Genomic DNA, 23,456 nt, shown 5'->3' with positions numbered 1-23,456 from the left:
CCTACCTTTCACTGTACCAAGCCGACCTCATAAAGTCAATGAAACTTTTGACCTTATTTTCTAGGATTCGACAGAAACCACCTCGTAATCCTGATCCTCAACCGCCTTCTTTAAGACCTCATCCGCCACGTCGCTGCTAAGCGTCACAACCGCGTTTCCTGCCTCGTGGCTGACTACAGCCTCCTGCACGCCTTCTACCGCTTCGAGTGCCTTCTTGACTCTCGCCTCACAGTGTCCACACATCATACCGTTAATCTTCATTGTCTTTTTCATTGTCTCATTCTCCTTTTTTTGATTTGTTTCTGATTTCTTCTCCAAAGCGTCATCCGGCTCCTTCGCCGCAGCTGCGGCGGTCTGCCCTGTCACCGCATTTTTGATCCTGCGGTCTTTTCCGACGTCATACATCCGGAACAGATTCAGGCGCAGCGCGTTGGTCACAACACAGAAACTGGATAAGCTCATGGCTGCCGCACCGAACATCGGGTTTAACTGCCAGCCGAACAGCGGAATCCACACGCCTGCCGCAAGAGGAATGCCGATAATATTGTAGAAAAATGCCCAGAACAGATTTTCATGAATATTGCGCAGGGTTGCGCGGCTCAAGCGGATTGCCGCAGGCACATCCGACAGGCGGCTCTTCATCAGCACGACATCCGCGGCATCAATGGCAATATCCGTTCCGGCGCCGATCGCCATTCCGATATCCGCCCTTGTAAGCGCCGGCGCGTCATTGATTCCATCGCCGACCATGACCACTTTGCCCTTTTTCTGCAGTTCTCTTACCACCTGCTCCTTGCCGTCCGGAAGCACGCCGGCGATCACCTCGTCCACGCCTGCCTCTTTTCCGATCGCCTGCGCCGTCCGCTCATTGTCGCCGGTCAGCATCACCACATAGATTCCCATGTTCTGCAGTTCTGCCACCGCACGCGGGCTGTCCTCCTTGATGACATCCGCCACGGCGATTACGCCGAGCAGCTTCTCATCCTTTGCAAAAAACAGCGGCGTCTTGCCCTGCATGGCGAGCTGCTCTGCCTGCCGCTTCATGGCATCGGGCACCTTCACGTGCTGCTCGATAAAGATGAGATTGCCGCCGTAAAGCCGTCTTCCATCCCGCACACCGGTCAGACCATTGCCCGGAAGCGCCATGAAATCGGTCAGCATATCTTCTAGGCCGTCCGCTCCGCCAGATGCTCCGCCTGCCGCAGACGCCCTCTTCCCGCCGGACTGCGCCTTTGCCCCGGCCTGCTCCTTCACATAGGCAAGAACGGCCTTTGCAAGCGGATGCTCGCTCTTCTGCTCCAGAATCCCTGCCGCATGCAGCAGCTTCTCCGCCGGAACGCCTTCCGCCGGAAGGACATCCGTAACCCGTGGCTCTCCGCTCGTGATGGTTCCGGTCTTATCGAGCGCTACAATCTGCATTTTTCCGGTCTCCTCCAGAGAGACTGCCGTCTTGAACATAATACCGTTCTTAGCACCCATGCCGTTTCCGACCATGATGGCTACCGGAGTGGCAAGTCCGAGCGCACACGGGCAGCTGATGACCAGAACAGAGATCGCTCTCGCCAGCGCAAAGCCGACCGGCTTTCCGGCAGCTAGCCACACAATCAGTGTCACGATCGCAATTCCAATGACCGTCGGTACAAATACGCCCGATACCTTATCGGCAATCTTGGCAATCGGCGCCTTGGTCGCCGCGGCATCGCTGACCATCTGGATGATCTGGGATAAGGTTGTATCCTCGCCGACTCGCGCCGCCTCGCATTTTAAAAAGCCGGACTGGTTCACGGTCGCCGCGGAGACTTCATCTCCTGGCGCCTTGTCCACCGGTATGCTCTCGCCGGTCAGCGCCGCCTCATTCACGGCACTGCTGCCCTCGAGGATGATACCGTCCACGGGTATGTTCTCCCCCGGGCGCACCACGAAGACGTCTCCCTTTTTGACCTGCGCGACCGGAACCTCCTGTTCCACACCGTCACGCACGATGGTGGCTGTCTTCGGTGCCAGGCTCATCAGGCTCTTGAGCGCATCGGTCGTCTTGCCTTTTGACCGCGACTCGAGCATTTTTCCGACCGTGATCAGCGTCAAAATCATCGCCGCCGATTCAAAGTAGAACTCGTGCATATAGCGCATGACCCCGTCCATATCGCCGCGCACCTGCGCATCGGTCATTGCAAAGAGTGCGTAGGTACTGTAACCGAACGCCGCCGTTGCCCCCAGCGCTACGAGTGTATCCATATTCGGTGCCCTGTGCCAGAGACTCTTGAATCCGCTGATAAAGAACTTCTGGTTGATGACCATGATCACCACCGCCAGCAAAAGCTGTACCAGCCCCATCGCCACATGGTTTCCTTCAAAGAACGCCGGCAGCGGCCATCCCCACATCATGTGTCCCATGGAAAAATACATCAGCACTGCCAGAAAACCTACCGAAGCCACCAGTCTCTTTTTTAAAAGAGGCGTCTCCCGATCCTTTAACATATCTTCCTGCGGCATCGCCTCCGCCGCTCCCGCGGTTTCCGCGCCGCCCCGCTTCTTCTCGGCAGCGCCGTATCCGGCGTTCTCAACCGCCCGGATGATCTCCTGCGGCGCCGCGGTTCCCTCGACACCCATGGAATTCGTCAGAAGACTCACCGAGCAGGATGTCACACCCGGCACCTTCGACACTGCTTTTTCCACGCGCGCGCTGCACGCCGCACAGCTCATTCCCGTCACTGTATATTGCTTCATCTTCCTCACTCTCCCGTCTATTTCATCAATTTCTGGAGCACCGTCACCAGTTCGTCGACGGTCTCCTCCCTGCCCTCGCGGATATCATTCGTCACGCAGGTCTTGATATGATTGGCGAGAAGTACCTTGTTAAAGCTGTTGAGCGCTGCATTCACAGCTGCCACCTGTACCAGAATATCCGTACAGTAGGCATCCCGCTCCACCATTCCCTTAATTCCGCGAATCTGTCCCTCGATGCGGTTCAAGCGGTGAATCATATCCTTATATTCTTTCTCTGACCGTTCCTTTGTCTTATGGGAACAGCAGCATTCCTTTTCCTCTGCCATACGCTTAGCCCTCTTTCTTACTATTTACCCGCAAGTCTGTTTCTATTCCTCATTTGCAGGCTCATTATATACCCCCTTGGGGTATATTGCAAGTGTTTTATTGTGTTATTTTTCTCATCAAAAAAATCCCGGCCTGTCCAACCGGACCAGCCAGGATCTTTTGGGAATCTGCCGTCATGCGGCAGTCTCTTTTATTTATCCGCAAACCCTCTCCAGAATCTCTGTAAGTGCACTTCCGCTGCTGGTATGGCTTCTCACCACATCCGCATTGCAGCGCTCCGCCTCTGCCACCGCACACCGTACCATCTTATGTGATACGGTGTTGGTGAAGAGAATGATCAGATCCGGTGATCCGATCTGGTTCCCGAGCTTTGCCGGCATCTGTGTAAATACCTTCGCTTTACAGTTATGTTCCTTACAGATCTTTTTGTACTGGCAGACCATGCGGTCATGTCCACCTACAATCACAACGCTCATAACTACACCGTCGCAAGCTGCTTACCGAGATCAGTGCAGGCAGCCACAGCCTCATCGTCCGGTGCCTCCTTACAGATCACGCCTTCGCCGTTTAATACATTCGCACCTGCGGATGACATGCGGTCTACCCAGTCACGCATCCACTGCCCGTCTCCCCAGCCATAGGAACCGAACAGACCGATGGTCTTGCCTGCCGCAAATCCTTCCACCTCGGTTACGAAAGGCTCCATCTCGCCCTCCTCAAGAACCTCAGCCCCCATTGCCGGGCATCCGAGTGCAAATGCCTTTGCATTCTTTAATTCATCTGTAGAGACGCTGCTTACGTCCACCACTGCGGCTTCCTTACCTGCTGCAGTGATTCCGGCACCGACTGCCTCTGCCATCGCCTGTGTATTTCCTGACTGTGACCAGTATACTACATAAATCTTATCCAACACTTTTCCCTCCTGCTATATCTCTGTATTCTGCTATGTAAGTTAGTCTTAACTAACTTTAGCTATACTATACTAAATAAGAAGGGTTTCGTCAAGTGCAGTAAATGAAATATTTTTCTCATTAGAAAACTGCTATTCCACTTCATCCGCGAACTTCGTCAGGTAGCGCTGATTCTCCTCAAATTCGCAGGTACTCGCATTGTCAAGCACCTTGCGCCCGTAGAAAACGCGCTTTTCCTCCACAGGGATCGACAGTGTCGCCGTGCCGTTCTCCGTCTCGTAGGAGACTTCGTCAATCCCCGTCTCACCAAGTGCCCGATATGCGTCATACAGCGTGTGATCCCTGTATCCGTTCACCATCTCCCAGTAGAGAGCATACTTGTCACTGGTTAGCCGGTACAAATCCAATGTATCATATAATTCATGATATCCGCGATCTATGTACTCCCTTTCACACCAGTCCAGATGATAGGCATCGCCGGAATATTTTCCCTCATCCACAGCGGTATCAATCAAAGCCCACAATATCGAGAACACGAAAAACAGCGCAATCACACATCCGGCTGCCTTGACTGCCAGCGTCGACATATTTACCTCGTAGTTTCCAGTCTCATCCGAAAATTTCCAGAGTATTTTTATATTTTTAATCTTCCTCATAATCCCAGCCCTTTCTCTCAAAGATCCGGCGTATCAGTTCGTCCATCTCCTCCGAGTCGCGCTCCATCCCCATCAGATCCGCCAGTTCCTCCTCCGTCATTTCCAGAGTACCAAGCAGTGCCGCTGCCACGTCCTGTTTCATGTCATCATAGTATTCCTTGTTTTCTTCATACTCCAGCCCGCGGTAGGAAAAATCTGTCTCCATTTCGAGAATATCCTTCCCGTCCAGAAGCACATATTTCACCCAGTTTGGACGCATCTGCTGCCCGGTGGGCCAGTCTAACACCTCCTGGATGCGGAACAGATCTCTCATAAATGCCTGATCGTCGTCATACAGCCGGACGCGCTCCGTATATTTTTCAAATTCCTCCTGCCCATACACCTCATAGGAATGCAGATAATCGTAAAGTCCGGTATAATCCTCTGCCGCAAGCAGTTCTTCCGCCTCCTGTACAGACGCCCGATTCCGCTGGCAGGTAATGTGAATGTTCTCCAGACCAACTCCAATCGCGAGCACCAGAATCGTAATCGCTGTCACTGCCACAACAACCAGCAGAATTACATTCATCACTTTATCCGCCACATACAGCGGCATGGAATGGATGATCTTTGCTTTGGCGAGCAGTGTCTCCTTTCTCGCCAGATTTTCCTCGTTTCTCCACTTTTCTCCAAGCGGGTTTGGCTCCCCGCAGTAGGGACATTTCAGTTCTTTCGCCGGATAATCATATCCGCATTTTTTACATATCATCTTCGCACACGCCCTCGCTTTTATTCCGTAAGATGGGAAAATGCCCGCTCCTGCATCATCCGCTCCAGATTGCTCTGATTCGCTTCATCTGCAGGATCATATCCTGTCATCACTTCCCGGATCTCTTCCTTTGTCAGCGCATAATGCTCCTCTAAATAAGTATAACAATATTCCCGGTAATAAGTGACCGCTTCCTGCTCTTCGTACTTGTAATCAGCATCTTCGCTCTCCTGACAGATGCAAAGAGCATCCGTGATATACTTCACATCATCCAGCTCTTCCGCTCTTCCCTCCCGGATAAGCTGTTCCAGATACTGCCCGTCCGGGGTTATGACGTAATTCGCGGTATAGTCTTCGAGCTTCTCCACCAGCCGGTATTTGCGAAAAGCCTGATCATATAGTTCATTATGCTTTTCCAGATACGTGCAGATTCCACTGTAGTCCTGCTGCTGATACATCTTCTCCAGTTTTTCCTGCATTGCCTGCTCCCTGCTGCCGGAAGCAGCCGCGTGAATGCGTATGCCAATAAACGCCGCAGCACTGAGCAAAAGCCCTGCCACGATCACAACAATCAAAATCTTCGCGGTCAGGGACATCCCGGTCTTCGCCATCCGCTGCGGCTTCTCCTCCCACTGCCGTTTCTCGCGTTTCAGCTCATTGACGGCATCCTCATGCATCTGTACGGACCTTCCAAAATTATCGCCACCGCAATATGGACAACGCGGCTCGTCATCTTCATAAGACGCACCGCAGTTATTACATACGATCATCGTTTCTCCCTCCGGTGCCTCCGCAGAAATCCGCTCCCTGAGGCACCCTGTGTTATTCTTTGTCTATTATATCAGTTTTTTCCTGTATAGGAAGCATTTTCCTATGAACCAAAAAAGCGGGGCAGTCGCTTGAAACGGACAGCCCCTTTTGGAGTGAGAAGTAATAGAAAAAGAAGCACATCCTACCGATTTCTGATGGAATACATCTGGAAATTCGGTTCAAAAAATGTGGCATTTCTAACCAGCCGAATGTTTGCATCTTCGATGATCCGTGTCTTTCCAAGTTTGGAGCACTCCGCGGGTGTGTCCGCAACCCGCAGACAATTTTAGGATTCCCTAGTGTCCCTTGCGGCACCAGGGAATCCGCTCATTGTCTGTGGCTTGTCGGACACACTCCGTGGATTGTCCAAACGTGGAAGAGACACGGAATCCGATGCAAACACTCAGCTGGAAGAAATGCTCACATTTTTCTCAAACGAATATTCCATCTGCATTTCCATCAGAAATCGAAAGGCATGATCTTTTTGATATATTACTTCTCACGACAAAAGGGACCATCTGCTTCAAGCGACAGTCCCTCTTTTTCGTTCATAGGTTCTATAATTTTTATTTCTACTCCGTCTTTAATGCACGCATGGAATTTAAGATCGCAATGACAGATACTCCGACATCTGCAAACACTGCTTCCCACATGTTCGCCACACCAAATGCACCGAGAACCAGCACGATCGCTTTGACCGCCAGTGCAAAGACGATGTTCTGCTTTACAATGCCGAGTGTCTTTCTGGAAATCCGCACGATCGACGCAATCTTCCGGATATCGTCGTCCATCAGAACCACATCTGCCGCCTCAATCGCCGCGTCAGATCCCATGCTTCCCATCGCAATACCGATGTCCGCTCTGGTGAGCACCGGCGCATCGTTGATACCGTCACCGACGAATGCCAGCTTTTCTTTCTCGTTCTCTTCTTTTAACAGGCGCTCCACCTGTGACACTTTATCCTGCGGAAGCAGTTCTGCATGCACCTCGTCGATGCCGAGTTCCGCAACGATTCCCTCTGCCGCTTCTTTTCTGTCGCCGGTCAGCATGACACATTTCTTCACACCCACTTTCTTCATGGAGGCAATCGCCTCTTTTGCTCCGTCCTTTACCGTATCGGCAATCACAATGCTTCCGAGGAATTTTCCTTCTCTTGCCACATAGACAACGGTTCCGATGTTCTTGCACGGCTCATAGAAAATTGCTTTTTCCTTCATCAGCTTCTCATTGCCGATGAGCACATTTCTTCCGTCGATTCTGACACTGATTCCGTGTCCAGCCACTTCCTCGGCATCTGTGATACGGTTCATGTCAAGTTCTTTTCCATAGGCTTCCCGGATGGATGCCGCAATCGGGTGATTCGAGTATCCCTCGCCGAGCGCCGCAATCTCTAAAAGTTCCTCTTTGCTTCCCTCGGTCGGCAGAATCTCGGAAACCTTGAATTCGCCCTTTGTCAGCGTACCCGTCTTGTCAAAGACAATCGTTGTCATTTCAGCTACAGCTTCGAGATAATTGCTTCCCTTTACAAGTACGCCCACCTTCGACGCTGCACCGATTCCGCCAAAGAATCCCAGCGGCACAGAGATCACAAGTGCGCACGGGCAGGAGATAACAAGGAAAATGCAGGCTCTCTGAATCCAGTCGCTCCATCCTCCGCCGAGAATGAGCGGCGGCAGAATTGCCAGAATCACCGCACCGATCGTGACAACCGGTGTATAGTATTTTGCAAAACGCGTGATAAAGTTTTCCACGCGTGCCTTTTTGCTGCTCGCGTTTTCCACAAGTTCCAGAATCTTTGCAACGGTGGAGTCATCGAACTCCTTGGTCGTCTGTACTTTCAGCGTACCGCTTCCGTTGACACAGCCGCTGATGATCTCATCTCCGGCTGCCGCCTTGCGCGGAACCGATTCTCCGGTCAGCGCCGCTGTATCAATGAAGGACTCCCCTTCCAGCACAATGCCGTCCAGCGGAATACGCTCGCCCGGTTTTACCACGATCATGCTGCCGACCTCCACATCATCCGGGTCGACCTGCGTCAGTTTTCCGTCCACCTCAATGTTGGCATACTCCGGACAGATGTCCATCATCGCTGAGATCGACTGTCTGGACTTGCCGACCGCATATCCCTGGAACAGCTCACCCACCTGGTAAAACAGCATAACGGCAACCGCTTCCGAGTATTCCTTCACGCCAAACGCGCCAAACGTCGCCACCATCATCAGGAAGTTTTCATCAAACACCTGTCCGTGGCTGATATTCCGCACCGCTTTATATACAATGTCATATCCGATGACCAGGTAAGGCACCAGATAGATGACAAATAATATCCATGTATTGATTCCTTCCAATGCCCCCGTATGCTCCGCCACCATCAGGGCTGCGAACAGGACAAAGGATATGATGATCCGAACCAGCATCCGTTTCTGTTTCTTCGTCATACCACACACCTCGCTTTTGATTTTCATAAACATATAAACATTTGTTTATATGTATTCCTTTTTCTAAGCCTGCGCGCCTTCCGGCACACAGGCTTTCATAGAATTGTCTTTCGTTCTCTGTCAGGCACACGCCCGTGTTATTACATTAAGATCTTGCAGTCCGGCTCTACTTTTGCGCAGACGGAAACGACTTCTTTCATGATGTCGTCGAACTTGTCATCCTCTGCATCTACCGTCATCTTCTGTGTCATGAAGCTGACATTTGCATCATTGACGCCCGGAATCTTTTTGATTGCCTCTTCCATTTTTGCTGCGCAGTTTGCACAATCCAGATCCTCTAATTTGAATTTTTTCTTCATCGTCTTATCCTTCCTTTCTTTTTCTTTCTTATTCCTAATATGTTTTCCTGTTGTACATATCCTGTTCTTTGCATCACATACCGCCCGCTACTCCTCGATATGCTCTCTGCCCTGGGCGATGATCGTCCTCACATGCCCGTCCGCCAGTGAATAAAACACGGACTTTCCTTCTCTTCTGCTGCGCACCAGCTTCGCCTGCTTTAAAATCTTAAGCTGATGTGAGATGGCCGGCTGCGTCATGTGCAGTGCTTCTGCCAAATCGCACACACACACCTCCGCTTCAAACAGCACGAACAGAATTCTTATTCTTGTAGAATCCCCAAAAACCTTGAACAGTTCCGCCAGATCATATAATTCCTCTTCCTCCGGCATCTGATCGCTCACAATCTTCAGACGATCCTGATGAATCTCCACACTCTCGCAACATTCCAGTTCTGCTTCAGACAACTTCTCACCCTCTTTCCTTCAAACATATGAACAACTGTTTATATGTTTATAATATGCTCTGCCATACACTTTGTCAAGCATCATTTTTACAACTTCTGGAAAAAGATCAAATAAAAAAAGGCTGTCGGCAAACGACCTCGATTCGTCTGCCAGACAGCCTCCTTAGCAATGTGTATGCTTTGTATGTGGTTGGCTAGTTAGTTTTATCTAACTGCATTTACTATAGCACAATCCGTCTTCTATAGCAATACTGCTTATTGAAAACTATTCTCATTTGCTAATTCTTCTTAGCTTCTGCCTTCGCCAGAAAACGCTCATTGTCGATGATAAATCTCTCGTGCGTTCCCTCGCCGATCACTCCGGCTGCATCGTATGCCTTTACCTCAAATACAAGCCGCTTTCTGTCCACCTCAACCAGCTTTGTCTCGCAGGTCACCTCCATGCCGACCGGTGTGGCTGCCACATGTTTTACATTCATCAGCGTACCGACCGTTCCTGCTCCCTCTTCCAGTTCATCCGCCACACTTTTGTATGCCGTATTCTCCATCAGGGCAATCATTGCCGGTGTCGCAAATACCGGAAGCGTACCGCTTCCCATCGCCTGCGCTGTCTTTTCTTCTGTTACTGTAATGGTCTGTGTTCCTGTAATTCCTGCTTCCATTTGTAGATTCATCCTTTCTTCTGCTTTTGCTATAAAATTCTGTTTTCTACTATATTTATATCATATTATCACATTATGATCTATCATGCCCATTTTTCTTTCGCGAACGGTTAAAGTATGCGAAAGCAAAATTGATGTCTTTTCCCATATAACAAAAAGTCCCGGCGTACATCCTAACTAATGTGCTCCGGAACTTCCTGTTACTATTTTGTACTATTCATATGACTTCGCCATGATACTTCTCACATGATGTCCATTCAGATAGCCACATGCCAGAAGTCCTGACTGGATGATCTGATTCCACTTGCTGCTGGAGAGCTCCACAATCGTGTTGTCGTCAAATTCGATCGTACATGCATTTTCCATCTCGCAGTCCTGATCGCAGGTAATGCGGTACATATTCTTTCTGCTGATGGCTCCGATCTCCTCTAGCGTATTCACCATGCGGTAGACGGTCGCCGTACCGATCCTGTCATCCAATCTGGATGCCTTGTAGTAGATTTCCTTACAACAGGAGCAATCCTCCTCCAGTATAATATCCAGAAGCATCAGGCGCTGTTTGGTGATGCGGCAGCCGCGCTCTTTTAACTTCTGTATGATATTTTCCTTCTGCATCTGGGTTCTCAGATATCTTCTGTCCTGTTCCACTTAAGAACAATGTCCTCCGCAGTTTTTACAATCGCCGCCGCACTGCAGGGATTTTCCGTTCTTTTTGTCATGAATCATGCTGCGCACGATCAGGCACACAACGATTACCAAAATTGCTCCTACAACAAATGTTCCCATATCGATCCCCCGCTTTCTGCCGAATTACTTTGCCTTTACAGCACTCTTTACGTTTACGTTCAAAGTCTCGCTCTCCTTGTACGGACGGAACAGCAGATAAATGAATCCGATCACACAAAGGAATGCTACGACTGTACCGAATCCAAAATGTCCGGTTGTGATCAGTGTACCAATCTGGTAGATGCACATGGAAACAATGTAAGCCAGACCACACTGATATCCGATTGCAAACCAGAACCACTTTGTATTGTTCATCTCTCTCTTGATTGCTCCCATAGCTGCGAAGCACGGTGCGCATAAGAGGTTAAATACCAGATAGCCGTATGCTGCGATTGGTGTCATAACGCTTGCCAGGTTACCCCAGAACTCTGCACCATCTTCTGCCACTCCCGCGAAACCGAACAGCATACCGAATGTTGCAACGACGTTTTCTTTTGCGATCAGACCGCTGACTGCTGCAACTGCCATCTTCCAGCCGTTGCCGCCCTGTGTCCATCCAAGCGGTGTGAAAATCCATGCGATTGCGGAACCGATCTTTGCAAGAATGCACTCAGCCTGTGCCGCCTCAAGTGCTGCACCTTCCAGATCGCCGAAATCAAGCATTCCGAAGGATCCGTCTGCCCATCCGAAGTTCATTAAGAACCACAGGATGATGGTCGATAATGTGATGATGGTACCTGCCTTCTTGATAAAGGACCATCCACGCTCCCACATGCTGCGCAGAACGTTGCCGACGGTCGGCCAGTGGTATGCCGGAAGCTCCATAACGAACGGTGCCGGATCACCAGCGAACATCTTTGTCTTCTTTAAAATGATACCGGAGCATACGATTGCTGCAACTCCTACAAAATATGCGCTCCATGCAACCCATCCTGCATTGTCGAAGAATGCACCTGCGATCAATGCGATGATCGGAAGCTTTGCACCACACGGAATAAAGGTGGTTGTCATAACTGTCATCTTACGGTCACGATCATTCTCAATCGTTCTGGAAGCCATGACACCCGGCACACCACATCCGCTGCCGATTAACATCGGGATGAAAGATTTACCGGAGAGACCGAACTTGCGGAAGATACGATCCATGATAAATGCAACACGTGCCATATATCCACAGGACTCTAAGAATGCCAGGAATAAGAAAAGCACAAGCATCTGCGGTACGAAACCAAGTACGGCGCCGACACCGGAGATAATACCGTCTACGATAAGACCTGTCAGCCATGCTGCACAACCTGCATTCTCAAGCAGTGACTGTGCGCCCGGAATGATCCACTCGCCGAACAGGGTATCGTTGGTCCAGTCTGTCAGGATGGCTCCGACTGTAGTAACAGATACATAGTAAACTAAGAACATGACTAAGGCGAAGATCGGGATTGCAGCCCAGCGATTGGTTACTACACGGTCGATCTTATCCGATGTGGACAGCTTCTGGCTGTTCTTCGGCTTTGTCACGCACTCGCCGATGATGGAAGAAATATATACATAACGCTCATTGGTAATGATACTCTCGGTATCATCATCAAATGCATCCTCCAGCTTCTTGATCTCGTAAGACACATCCGGAATGCTCTTCATCTGCTCGCCGATCTTGTCATCGCGCTCTAAGAGCTTGATAGCGAAGAATCTCTTCTGCGCCTCATCTACACTTGATCCAAGCTTTGCTTCCACTTCATGGATCACATCTTCAACTTCTTTCGAGAATTCATGTACCGGAGTTACCACACCCTTCTGCTGTGCAAGTGCCACTGCCTTTTCTGCGGCCTTCGTGATGCCGGTTCCCTTCAATGCGGAGATCTCAACAACCTCACATCCAAGCTTCTGGCTGAGCTTGTCGATATGTACCTTCTCACCGGTCTTCTCTAAGATATCAACCATGTTGACAGCCATGATAACCGGAATACCAAGCTCCATGATCTGTGTGGAGAGGTAAAGGTTACGCTCGATGTTCGTGCCATCCACGATATTGATGATCGCATCCGGGCGCTCACCGATCAGGTAATTTCTTGCTACCACTTCCTCCAGTGTATACGGAGATAAGGAATAGATACCCGGCAGGTCCATGATGGTGACATCCTTATGTCCCTTCAGCTTACCTTCCTTCTTCTCGACTGTAACACCCGGCCAGTTACCTACGAACTGGTTGGAACCCGTAAGCGCGTTAAACAGTGTTGTCTTACCGCAGTTTGGGTTACCTGCTAATGCAATTTTAACTGCCATTTTCTGCTCCTCTTTTCCCGCAGCGATTTGTCTGCGTTATCTTTCTTTTATCATTTTCTCCGATTTTGATTAGTCCGTGCTAACCTATTATCAAAAAAAATTACTCGACTTCGATCATTTCCGCATCAGCCTTACGCAGGGACAACTCATATCCTCTGACCGTGACCTCTACCGGATCTCCAAGCGGTGCAACCTTTCTTACATAGATATCCACACCCTTGGTGATACCCATATCCATGATACGTCTCTTGACCGGACCCTCTCCTGTCAGCTTCTTCACCTTGACAGTCTGCCCGCAGGCAACTTCCTTTAATGTCTTCATACTCTGCTCCTTCTCTGTATAGTTCATCATAGCATTGCCTATGTCTATACCATAATCTTGTTCGCCATATCTTTTCCAATGGCAACTCTGGAATCCTTGACATTGACGATCATGTTGCCGCCTGTCTGGGAAATGACTGTCACCGTACCACCGGTCACGAACCCGAGATTCTCCAAAAACTTTCTGGTTTCTTCCTTACCGCCGACTTTTTTGATGATATTCGGCTCTCCCTCTTTTACCATAGATAACGGCATCATTTCATCCTCTTCCTTCGTTCTTGTTGTTGATAATCATTTTCACTTCTATTGCATTGGTTAGTATAATCTAACGTTAGTTAGTTGTCAATAACATTGTTGAAAAATTTTATCAATAATTATGGTATTGGAAATCTTTGTTAGATCTTACATTTTTTTATTCTTTCGAAAGCGGGACTGTATATCATTTTACTATATTTATCTTTATTACGAAAAAAACGCTTAGGCTGTGAATCCTAAGCGTTTTTTTCGTATTCGTAAATTATTTTAAATCTCACTTCCATTTGTTTCAATCACATGCTTATACCAATAGAAGCTATCCTTCTTGTAACGATTATAAGTACCTTTTCCATAGTCGTCCGCATCTACATATACAAATCCATATCGTTTTGTCATCTCAGAAGTTGTGGAACTTACGAGATCAATCCATCCCCAATAAGTAACACCAAATACATCCACACCATCCTTTATGGCTTCTTTTATCTGCTTTAAATGCGCCTCTACAAATTCGATACGTCCCTGATCGTGAATCTGATGATTGCTGTCCATACTTTCATACATACCGATCCCAAACTCAGCTATAAATATCGGAAGTCCATAGCGGGTATAAAGCTGATTTAATGCAATTCTCAGTCCAACCGGATCAATGGACCAGCCCCAGTCTGTCATCTTCAGATAAGGATTATTCCGGCTCTGATCAGGAAGCAGCCCCGTAAATTTCATAGGTTCGCCCTGATACTCAGAAATATTGGACATATAATAACTGAATGACAGGAAATCCGCTTTTCCTTTCTTCAATGTCTCAATATCTTCCGGCGAGTAGTTTCTTTTTATGTTTTTCTGCTCAAAATACCGGTCCAGATAATACGGAACCACACCCTTGCATTGAATATCATAGAAATAATAGTTGAGGTTCATATCAAATATCTGCTGCAGAGTATCTTCCGGTCTCACAGTTTTCGGATAGTACACATGCTTCCATACCATATTTCCCGCAAGAGCTTCAGGCGCAATCTCATGTACAAGAATCACTGCTTTCGCACTGGCCAGAAGCATATTATGTACAACCTCAAACGTAAGCTGTTCTTCGTCTAATCCTTTTAACGAATGATCGCGCATAGCTCCCGAGCAGGTAGAAAGACTCTGAAGACTCATATTGATTTCATTAAACGTCAACCAGTATTTTACTTTTTTATGATATCTTTCTACGATAGTCCGGACATATTTTTCAAACAAAGCAATCGTTTCTCTTGACTCAAAGCCATTCAGCTTTTCACAGACTGCCAGCGGGAAATCATAATGTAACATAGTGACCAACGGTTCAATACCATATTTGTGACACTCATCAAAAACCTTGTCATAGAATGCCAGTCCCTCTTCGTTAGGTTTTTCTTCAAATCCCGTCGGGAAAATCCGTGACCACGATATGGACATACGAAACACTGAAAATCCCATTTCCGCCATCAATGCAATATCTTCTTTATAATGATGGTAAAAATCATTTCCCCATCTTTTCGGAAATATATAGGTATCTTCATGTGCTTTTGCCTCTTGCAGAGATGCGTAGGTCTGCTCAAAGGTAGCCTCATCCGCCCGCCGCTCATTTGGTGCTACATACTTCAGGAAATCGGTATTTGCAAGCCCTCTGCCGCCTTCATTATAGGCGCCCTCGATCTGATTGGCTGCCGTCGCTCCTCCCCAAAGGAAACCCTTTTTGAAACTTTTCTCTCCCATGTTACTTTTCCCCCTTTTTCATATTTTTCAGGCACTGATACAGAATAGAAATCATATACTGTTCGCTTTCAACCGTCATCAGTGTATCCTGTGCATGGGAAAATAACACCGTCATAGGAACGCTGTCTCCCTCTGCTTCATTCTGGAGGACAGATGTCTGCGCCTTATGCGCCTCTACCAATTCCGCAGAAGCTTTCTTTAGAAGCTCCTCCACTCCGTCCAAATCCAGAGCCGATAATTTGGTTCCTGCTTTCCTAATATAATCCCGGGCATCTCCCGCATGCATAATGACATTCATCGCTACCTGAACTAATTTTTCGCTATCCATTTTTCTCCTCTTTTCTTAAAGTATTTACTTCCTGTTCACTCTCCAGTTCCTGTTTTTCATAAACTTTGAAAAACGGAAGATATATCAAATAAGTCAGTACAAATAAAACCGCCCAAAGAATAATACCACGAAAATCGCTGTTTACCATAAAGGTGGAAATAGGCTGTGGCAGGAAGTTCATCATCATGGCAACTGCCGGAATAGACACCAGTCCCAGTTTAAATACAATATAGGTAATCGTAGGAACAACAAAGGATACTGTCATATATCCAAGCATCATAACCGGATTTAAAACAACCGGCAGACCATACATAACCGGCTCGTTGATATTAAAAATAGAAGAAGCAATCGCCGCTTTTCCAATGGTACTAATTTTCTTTGACCTGGAACGGATCATCAAAATGTTCAGTGGAAGTGTACATCCCAATCCTCCCAGACAACACCAGCCCATGAAAACCAATTCATCGGTAGCAATATAGATCGGAGCCTGGCCTGCTGCCACAGCAGCCGCATTTGCTGCAATATTAGTCAGATACAACGCACATACGATGGGCCAAACCGTCCACGCCGAGAGTCCACAGCAATAACACAATGCCATAATCATATAGAAAAGCAGGAATCCCAGATAAGTATTTCCGATTGCCGCAAGCGGACTGAACACTTTTTCCAACAGTGAAAATAAATCCACGTTCTGTCCAATGATGATACATACTAAAATCAAAACAAAAATGATCAGGATAGACTCAAACCATACAACCACTACCGACGGAAGAGAACTGTCCTTCTTAAACAGACCATGTTTAAAGTAAGCAGAAAACAGCCAGCCAATCACCAGCCCCATGACCATTGCTACTGTCATGCCTCCCGTCCCAACATAGCCGGAGTTTATTACGAGATTTCCATCCACATACTGAGGATTTGCCAGTGCAATCAATGCAGATACAGACGCAAATCCCGTTATCATTTTTTGCTTCTGGAGCTTCTTGCTTTCCATAATCGTGTAAGGAATCAAAAACGCCATAAAAATGGAAATCAGCCCAAAGGAAAAAGAATTGATCAGGCTCAGATCCGGAAGCCATGGAGCAAAGTTCCGAAACGTATTAACCAGACTTGCCAATGAACCAACCATAATCATAGGCAGAATTATCGTAAAACACACCTGAAGCGCATGCATATACGGGTTCTGCATAAACTTCTGCATTTTCTGTGAAAATGGACCTGCCAGCCAATCCTGTAATTTCATATAAAATTTCATATGTACTCCTCCTTCTCAAATCAGATTTTTCGCAAGCTCGAAACATTTTGTTCCATCCAGTGTGGAAAATGCATAATTGTCAATGATCGCATATTTTTTCCCATGTTCCTCACAGGTTTCACGAATCATCTCCTCATTACATTTCATCTGAGGCGCTGCCAGTACCACATCAAAGTCATCAATGACCTCCGGCAGTTCTGTATAACTGTAGGCTTCCGTGTCTACATCATACCCCTGGGCTTTTCCTGCTTTTCCTGTCCGCGATGCAATCATTCCGCTGGATACGCCGTTTCCACAAATAAATAAAATCCTCATTACATTATCCCCTTCCTCTGTTATATTTTTGATGAATTCATTATCCATTATTTTCAAACTTATATCTATCCTCCGAGCTTCCTACCCACTAGGAAAGGAATGGATTGATATAGATAATCTCTTATATTATAATAAATAAGATTAAATTTATAAAATACAAAAAGCTGCTGGTTTTATAATATATTGGCACCTTTCACAGAAAGGCAGATTATAATAATGAATAACCTTCAAAAGCTGCTTACAGTTTTAAAACAATCAGATACACCGCTTTCGTCACGGCAATTGAGCTCTTTGCTTTCTGTTTCCGACCGTTCCGTCCGTAACTATATCAAGGAACTCAGAAACGCCGGTGAACAAATTACCGCAAATGAAAACGGCTATCTCTGGATCGGAATAAAGAACGATGAGCCTGACAGCCCTGGTAACAAATCGCAGGCTTTATTTGCATTCGCCACTCCGGAGGAGCGTATTAATTACATTATTGAAAAGCTAATACTGGCCAAATCCGGCCTTGATTTATACGATCTGGCTGACTCTATTTACATCAGCTATTCCACCATTGAAAAAGATATGATCCGGGTAAAAAAGAAACTCGCCCTTTTCAATCTGAGTATTCACCGCCAAAACGGAACAATCGATATTGTCGGTGAAGAACATCATAAACGAGCTCTCTTTTCCCATTATCTTACCTCGAATCTGGATTCTACCATAGATCTGACTTTAGAGTCATTCTGTAAGCTTTTGAATATTTCTCCAGATTCTTTGCGGGCAATTGTCCATGAAGCCTTGCAGACCGAAAACCTTTATGCCTCCGATTACGCTTTCAAAAGCATTATTATTCATGTCATTATCAATATGACCCGTATCAAAATCAGGGAATGTCTATTAGAAAAGCCACTTTACGACAGCGTGACAATTCACACTGCCGAATATCGTGCCGCCAGCCGGATCTTTGACCAGATCTCGCGCTTATGCCCCATACAGTTTAACGAAAATGAACTGCAGCAGCTGGCATTCATTATCATGACAAAAACAAGTGCAATCAACATCAATAATGTCATTGACCTGCCCCGGATTGTGGACAGCGCACTTATTCAGTTTGTCAATGAAATTATAAAACAGGTAAAAACCATTTACTATATTGATTTATATGACACGGATTTTATTAATTTTTTCACTGTCCATCTCTCCAATGCACTATTTCGATGCAGGCACAATGTTTCCATCCGGACTCCCTTGTCAGATGAGATTTTTATTCAGAATCCGTTAATTTACGAAATCGCCGTTTTTATTGCACAAGAAATTAAAACTACTTTTGGTTATGAGTTAAATAAAGATGAGATAACTTTTATATCTCTTCATGTAGGTGCTGTTCTTGGGAAAAAAATGGATGAACATCCCGAAATAAAGGCAGTTCTGGTAGTAAATAATTATTATAACTATTACAATAAGCATTCTCTGGAATCCATTACTCAAAAATTATCCGGAAAATGCAAAATTGCGGAGGTTACTAACACTCTGGATGACGTTAATCCTGCTTACTATGATTTGATTATTGATGCCACGAATCAGGTTCTGCCACAGGCCAATCTCAGAGTCATACAAACAAATACAATTATTACAGAGCATGATTTTAAAAAAATACAATCTGCCTGTAACGAACTTCTGGCTGAAAAAAAACGCAGAATATTCCACGATAAACTAATTAGTTTTATGGATCCGCAATTATTTGAAAAAAATCATTACGAAAATTCTGTGGAAGATATGATACGCTATATGGCAGAAAAACTGGTTGCTCTGGGTATTGCTCCGGAAGCTTTTACTGACTCTGTTCTGGAACGGGAGGCTGTTACCCCCACCAGTTTTGACAACAAAGTGGCAATCCCACATTCCATCGTCTGCTCTACCCAAAAAAATATTGGATTTGTAATCGTTAACGAAAAACCTCTTCGCTGGGGAACCTTTGATGTTCAAATTATTATGATGATCGGCGTCAACCATCAGCAGCGTATGGATTTTAAATATGTCTATTCTAATTTACTGGAGCATTTTGAGAACAGCACTACCGTAGAAAAGCTTATCCACGCATCAGATTTTCATAATTTTATTGACATACTGACCTCCTGATCCTAATTTTTATCTGTCCTCTAATCTGGAAATAAACAGACTGCCAAACATATATTTCTCAGTCAAAAAAATAAAGTGTGTAAGTTTTGTTAACACCAACAACTTACACACTTTATTTTATGTTCTTATCAAACTCCGTCCCTTCCGGGACGGAGTTTTCATTTCTGATCTGTGTTTTATTTCTCAGCACGTGCGATTGCAACCTTGAAATCCTTGGTATCTGCAAAGATCTCGTTCTTGTAAGGATTCTTCTTCTGCTCGATTGCGCGCTTGATGATTACGCTTAAGCAGATGACATTTGCAACCAATGCAATGATTGCCATGAATCCCTGTACCTTGGTGTTCGGTGCTACGCTGGTCAGATCCATTGTCGTTAAGGAGAACGCATCCAGAGACTCAAAGCCCTCTACGTTAGAGTAGAGTACCGGAAGTACAGAGAAACGTCCCTTGATCTGGAACATCGGAACCACCTGTGCGAACATACACCAGGTTGCCAGCGTATTGGCACGGTTCTGAATCCAGCCACCCTTGTTCCAAAGTGCATTTGCGAATGTCGGTGCAAGAAGCAGAGCCAGACCGCAATACCAGGAATGCGTCGGCAGGTTATTGTATGTATAGGTAAAGTTCCAAAGATCATATGCCACGATAAACCATACCGTCATATCCGGCCATAACATATCCTGATGATTCTTGTCCTTGGATGCATAAATTCCCCACCAGCCTGTCATACAGAAGATGTTGAGGATACCTGCGATACCATTAACCCAGTTCCACCAGCCACCGTTCAGCCATACATCCTCGATGGAATACCACCAGCCATTGACTGCCTGTGCGCCTTTGATTGCGGACTCAAAATCAGAAGCAACTGCAATCATGATGTTGATTGCAACGATTACAAACGGCCAAACCTTGAACCAATTGGTCTTACCGATCCACTGCTTGTACTTTAAGAACATGAAACCGATGCATCCAAATGCTGCTGCATATAACTTTGCATAATGGAACCAGCCACCCATATATACATAGGTATCATTGGTTGCACCCCAGCCACCATTTGCGGCGCTGATCTGAATAGCGATAAAGTATACAGTAAGAATTGCAAGAACTCCTACGAAAATACCATAACCGCCAAGTTTTGTGCGGCGCTCAATCTCATTTAAGATTACAAGTCCTGCAAATACGAGAACCCATCCCAGGAGCTGCCACATGCTGTTAATCTGGAATAACATAACTTTTTCCTCCTTTGTCTTATTAAAAATATGATACTCCCTCGAACCGTCATGCCAGGTATCTGGTATGACCAGTCCACAAATGAATTTTAATACTTTTTTTAGAAAATTACAAGTATTTTTACAATTATTAACAAAATCTGGTATGACCACTGTTCAGAATTGCCTGTTATCCCCTGCCGGCACGCATTTTCTGCCGGTTCATGCTATCTTACGCCTTCTCATCCACCTTGATTCCCTTCAGATCCGCTTCAAGCACTTTCATGCTGCTCTTGATGTCGCCCAGGTTCTGATCCACACTCTTCTTCAGATCTGCGCTGTCCGCCAGATCCACCATGTCCGTCATCTGAATGTCCGGGCTGTCATTCTGGCGCTTGATGCGCTCCGCCTCTTCCACTGCTTCATCGGTTCCCTCGATCATCGCGCGCTCAATCGCGCGCTCCAGCTTCATCTCATCCAGCTTTTCCTCGCGCTTTTCCCTCTCCTTCATGGCTTCGTCGGCTTTTTCCTTCGCCTCGTCCATCTTCTCATCCTGCTGGTCTTTTACCTCCTGCACAAGCATTCCGATAATCTCGTCGTTTGCCGCATCCATGATGTCATCCGCAGCTCCCTGCGCGTCAACCATCGCATGCGTCTTCAAGCGCTCCAGCTTGATACGGGAGACGTTCTGTTTCTCCGCAGTCATACCGTAATCAGCTCTCCGGATCTCCCTCTTGTGATCCGCCGCATAATTGTTCAGCTCCAGCGCCTGCTTCTGATACTCAGTCAGCGGCTTTTTGTGGATCTCCGCCAGTCTGTCGTATTCTTCGTCCGTCAGCCCTTCATCCAGAACGCCGTTCTTATAATCCTGTTCTTTTTCCAGAAGGAGCAGATCCTGCTGCTCCTGGGAATCCGCGTCCACGCCGCACTGCTCCCGCAATGTTTCCTTCTGCCGGTTCGTCTTATCGATTGCAGCCAGTGCTCCCTTTTTGCGGTTCTCCAGCTCCGCGTAGCTGTCCCGGTGGCTCTGTATGGTGTCATCTACCGACCGGTCATTTTTCCACGCATTTTCCACAACCTTCCACGCCTGCCGTCTCGCTTCCTCCCTGCGCTTTGCCACTGGATCTTCCCCGAGCTTTGTCGCGCCGCCGAACGCTGCGTTTTTTACTGTCCGTACGCTCTGTCCATCCTTTGTTCCCATATGGACACTGTTGTTAAAACCTGCCGCATTAACTGTCAGTTTCATACTCATTTTCCCCCCGTATCAAACCAGAATACGTCTCCGTGTGTTACTGCTGCTCCTCCGTCTGTGTCAGCGCGATCAGCTCCTGTGAGCGTCCGGCGATCGTTAAAAGATGCTGCATATTTTCTTGCTCCGCCGCAAGCGTCTCGTTCGCATGTGCCGATACCTCCTCCGACACTGCCGAGATCGTCTGCACGGAATCAGCAATCTCCTGATTTGCCGCCTCAAGCTGTGAAACGCTCTCCGTCAGTCTCGCCACATTATCGCGGATCGCATAGGTATGTTCCTCAATCGTACCAAAGCTTGCCGACGCATTTCCGGACATTTCCTTTTCCTCATTGATTCCGTCAATCATCTCACGGATGACTGTCACAACCTCCGTGATAGAACCGGACACATTGCCGATCAGCTGTGTGATGTTGGTCGTTGCGCTCTTGGTCTGGGTTGCAAGCTCCGAGATCTCGGATGCCACGACCGCAAACCCTTTTCCTGCCTCTCCTGCGCGTGCCGCCTCAATACTTGCATTTAACGCCAGCAGGCTGGTCTGGGAAGTCACACCGTTGATAAGTTCTACAATTGTATTCATCTCACTGATATACTGATTCAGCGTCTCGAGCTTATCCGCGGCATTGGCACTGTTTCGCACAGATACTTCAACCTCTCCCACCAGGGTATCCATATCCGCTTTTCCCTTTTCCAGCACAGAAAGCGTCTTTTCCATGCGCTCGGTAATATCCGATGCAACCGTACTGACAAGCCCTACTTTCTCTCCGATTGTCTCCGTCTGTGCCAGCTGTCTCTGCACTGCCTCCGCCGTGTCCGTCGCGCCGATGGTTACCTGTCCCATCGCGTCCTTGGTCGTCTCCGATGCCGACTGCAGCTGCTCCACTTTTGCATGGATCTCATTGATTCCGCGTCTCATCACATCCGCATTCCGGGAGACATCCCCGAGAACCTTTTCGGTCTCGCCCTGCGCATCCTTTACCTGCTGCAGCTTCTCCCTGCTGTTCGTCTCGGAAGTCGCCGCTGCGATATAGGAATACGCGCAGAACAAAAGTACCGCCAGAATCTGGATCACGCCGGAACTCATATCACGGAAACCGAATCTGCCGGTTGTCGCTCCAAGAATCACAACCAGAAGATTCTCTATCACAACCCCGATATTGACCTTGAGGGCATACGCCTTGTCATTGTATACGGAAATCACAACAATCATCGGAAATACATACAAAAACAGCATGTTGTTGGTCGTCGTAAACAAAATGACCGTGTACATCACAGCGAATCCCTGCGCCACCAGGTGCTTGATCGCCGGGCTTTCCTTGTCCCTGCTCCAGAAAAAAAGCTCCATCAGAGGCGGTCCCATCGCCAGCACAACAACCAGCAGAGAGTACAGCAGTCCCCTGCTGCCCACCAGAAGCTGTGCGATAAACGTAATTGTAATCATCGACGCCTCCACCAGATGGCAGATCATAGCCGTCCGGTTGCAGCGCGCCATATCAGATAACGTTCTTTTGTCCATTTGTCATTCCTCCGTACACCTTGACACCATTCTTTTACTCTAAAGTATCATTTTTTTC

General features: G+C 47.3%; 24 protein-coding genes. 1 reads left to right on the top strand and 23 read right to left on the bottom strand.

Annotated features, from left to right (window positions below; all coding sequences use genetic code 11):
- Positions 1-60 precede the first annotated feature (60 nt).
- From RHOM_RS03470 to RHOM_RS03375, 20 genes are all read right to left on the bottom strand, one after another.
- Positions 61-2,727 (bottom strand): heavy metal translocating P-type ATPase, encoded by a 2,667-nt coding sequence (locus tag RHOM_RS03470; RefSeq protein ID WP_014078871.1) that lies wholly within the window; start codon positions 2,725-2,727, stop codon positions 61-63.
- Positions 2,728-2,744: 17 nt separating this feature from the next.
- Positions 2,745-3,053, bottom strand: a complete 309-nt coding sequence (locus tag RHOM_RS03465) for a metal-sensing transcriptional repressor (RefSeq protein WP_014078870.1) — start codon at positions 3,051-3,053, stop codon at positions 2,745-2,747.
- Between the two features lie 195 nt (positions 3,054-3,248).
- The gene (locus tag RHOM_RS03460) at positions 3,249-3,530 is read right to left on the bottom strand and encodes a DUF2325 domain-containing protein (protein WP_044024600.1); all 282 of its coding nucleotides are present in this window, start codon (positions 3,528-3,530) and stop codon (positions 3,249-3,251) included.
- Between the two features lie 2 nt (positions 3,531-3,532).
- A complete protein-coding gene (locus RHOM_RS03455) occupies positions 3,533-3,964 on the bottom strand; it encodes a flavodoxin (RefSeq protein WP_014078868.1) in 432 nt (143 codons plus the stop codon).
- Positions 3,965-4,096: 132 nt separating this feature from the next.
- Complete coding sequence (locus RHOM_RS03450; protein WP_014078867.1) at positions 4,097-4,621, bottom strand: hypothetical protein; 525 nt, start codon at positions 4,619-4,621, stop codon at positions 4,097-4,099.
- The gene (locus tag RHOM_RS03445; RefSeq protein WP_014078866.1) at positions 4,608-5,369 is read right to left on the bottom strand and encodes a zinc ribbon domain-containing protein; all 762 of its coding nucleotides are present in this window, start codon (positions 5,367-5,369) and stop codon (positions 4,608-4,610) included. The genes RHOM_RS03450 and RHOM_RS03445 overlap by 14 nt, the downstream gene beginning before the upstream one ends.
- Before the next feature lie 20 nt (positions 5,370-5,389).
- A complete protein-coding gene (locus RHOM_RS03440; RefSeq protein WP_014078865.1) occupies positions 5,390-6,139 on the bottom strand; it encodes a zinc ribbon domain-containing protein in 750 nt (249 codons plus the stop codon).
- A 612-nt stretch (positions 6,140-6,751) separates the two neighbouring features.
- Positions 6,752-8,617, bottom strand: coding sequence for a heavy metal translocating P-type ATPase (locus RHOM_RS03435; RefSeq protein ID WP_044024808.1), 1,866 nt, complete (start codon positions 8,615-8,617; stop codon positions 6,752-6,754).
- 140 nt (positions 8,618-8,757) lie between these two features.
- A complete protein-coding gene (locus tag RHOM_RS03430; RefSeq protein ID WP_014078863.1) occupies positions 8,758-8,976 on the bottom strand; it encodes a cation transporter in 219 nt (72 codons plus the stop codon).
- Between the two features lie 87 nt (positions 8,977-9,063).
- Positions 9,064-9,423, bottom strand: a complete 360-nt coding sequence (locus RHOM_RS03425; RefSeq protein ID WP_014078862.1) for an ArsR/SmtB family transcription factor — start codon at positions 9,421-9,423, stop codon at positions 9,064-9,066.
- Between the two features lie 277 nt (positions 9,424-9,700).
- Positions 9,701-10,084: a thioesterase family protein gene (locus tag RHOM_RS03420; protein WP_014078861.1), complete on the bottom strand. Its 384-nt coding sequence runs from the start codon at positions 10,082-10,084 to the stop codon at positions 9,701-9,703.
- A 213-nt stretch (positions 10,085-10,297) separates the two neighbouring features.
- Positions 10,298-10,699, bottom strand: a complete 402-nt coding sequence (locus RHOM_RS03415) for a transcriptional repressor (RefSeq protein ID WP_081468029.1) — start codon at positions 10,697-10,699, stop codon at positions 10,298-10,300.
- A 33-nt stretch (positions 10,700-10,732) separates the two neighbouring features.
- Entirely contained in the window at positions 10,733-10,870 is a 138-nt protein-coding gene (locus RHOM_RS03410) for a FeoB-associated Cys-rich membrane protein (protein ID WP_014078859.1), read from the bottom strand.
- 24 nt (positions 10,871-10,894) lie between these two features.
- Complete coding sequence (gene feoB / locus RHOM_RS03405; protein ID WP_014078858.1) at positions 10,895-13,090, bottom strand: ferrous iron transport protein B; 2,196 nt, start codon at positions 13,088-13,090, stop codon at positions 10,895-10,897.
- Between the two features lie 100 nt (positions 13,091-13,190).
- Positions 13,191-13,412 carry a FeoA family protein gene (locus tag RHOM_RS03400; RefSeq protein WP_014078857.1) on the bottom strand — a complete coding sequence of 74 codons (222 nt, stop codon included), beginning with the start codon at positions 13,410-13,412 and terminating at the stop codon, positions 13,191-13,193.
- Positions 13,413-13,456: 44 nt separating this feature from the next.
- On the bottom strand, positions 13,457-13,669 hold the full coding sequence (locus tag RHOM_RS03395; protein ID WP_044024598.1) for a FeoA family protein: 213 nt from the start codon (positions 13,667-13,669) through the stop codon (positions 13,457-13,459).
- 264 nt (positions 13,670-13,933) lie between these two features.
- On the bottom strand, positions 13,934-15,400 hold the full coding sequence (locus RHOM_RS03390; protein WP_014078855.1) for a glycoside hydrolase family 1 protein: 1,467 nt from the start codon (positions 15,398-15,400) through the stop codon (positions 13,934-13,936).
- Position 15,401: 1 nt separating this feature from the next.
- Positions 15,402-15,728, bottom strand: a complete 327-nt coding sequence (locus RHOM_RS03385; protein ID WP_014078854.1) for a PTS lactose/cellobiose transporter subunit IIA — start codon at positions 15,726-15,728, stop codon at positions 15,402-15,404.
- On the bottom strand, positions 15,721-16,983 hold the full coding sequence (locus RHOM_RS03380; protein WP_014078853.1) for a PTS sugar transporter subunit IIC: 1,263 nt from the start codon (positions 16,981-16,983) through the stop codon (positions 15,721-15,723). Before RHOM_RS03380 ends, RHOM_RS03385 begins: the two co-directional genes overlap by 8 nt.
- Positions 16,984-16,998: 15 nt before the next feature.
- Positions 16,999-17,298 (bottom strand): PTS sugar transporter subunit IIB, encoded by a 300-nt coding sequence (locus tag RHOM_RS03375; RefSeq protein WP_044024807.1) that lies wholly within the window; start codon positions 17,296-17,298, stop codon positions 16,999-17,001.
- 216 nt (positions 17,299-17,514) lie between these two features.
- Between RHOM_RS03375 and RHOM_RS03370 the strand changes: the two genes are divergently transcribed.
- On the top strand, positions 17,515-19,425 hold the full coding sequence (locus RHOM_RS03370) for a BglG family transcription antiterminator (RefSeq protein WP_014078851.1): 1,911 nt from the start codon (positions 17,515-17,517) through the stop codon (positions 19,423-19,425).
- 176 nt (positions 19,426-19,601) lie between these two features.
- Here RHOM_RS03370 and RHOM_RS03365 read toward each other — a convergent pair whose 3' ends face one another.
- The 3 genes from RHOM_RS03365 to RHOM_RS03355 all read right to left on the bottom strand — a co-directional run bounded on the left by RHOM_RS03365 (position 19,602) and on the right by RHOM_RS03355 (position 23,398).
- Complete coding sequence (locus tag RHOM_RS03365; protein ID WP_014078850.1) at positions 19,602-20,654, bottom strand: DUF5692 family protein; 1,053 nt, start codon at positions 20,652-20,654, stop codon at positions 19,602-19,604.
- Positions 20,655-20,865: 211 nt separating this feature from the next.
- Positions 20,866-21,879, bottom strand: coding sequence for a hypothetical protein (locus tag RHOM_RS03360; protein ID WP_014078849.1), 1,014 nt, complete (start codon positions 21,877-21,879; stop codon positions 20,866-20,868).
- 43 nt (positions 21,880-21,922) lie between these two features.
- Positions 21,923-23,398, bottom strand: coding sequence for a methyl-accepting chemotaxis protein (locus RHOM_RS03355; RefSeq protein ID WP_014078848.1), 1,476 nt, complete (start codon positions 23,396-23,398; stop codon positions 21,923-21,925).
- Positions 23,399-23,456: the final 58 nt, after the last annotated feature.

The sequence above is a fragment of the Roseburia hominis A2-183 genome (genome assembly GCF_000225345.1).
GTDB classification, from domain to species: Bacteria; Bacillota; Clostridia; order Lachnospirales; family Lachnospiraceae; genus Roseburia; species Roseburia hominis.
Note: the sequence above shows the minus strand (reverse complement) of the source record. Positions and strands in the feature narration are given on the sequence as shown.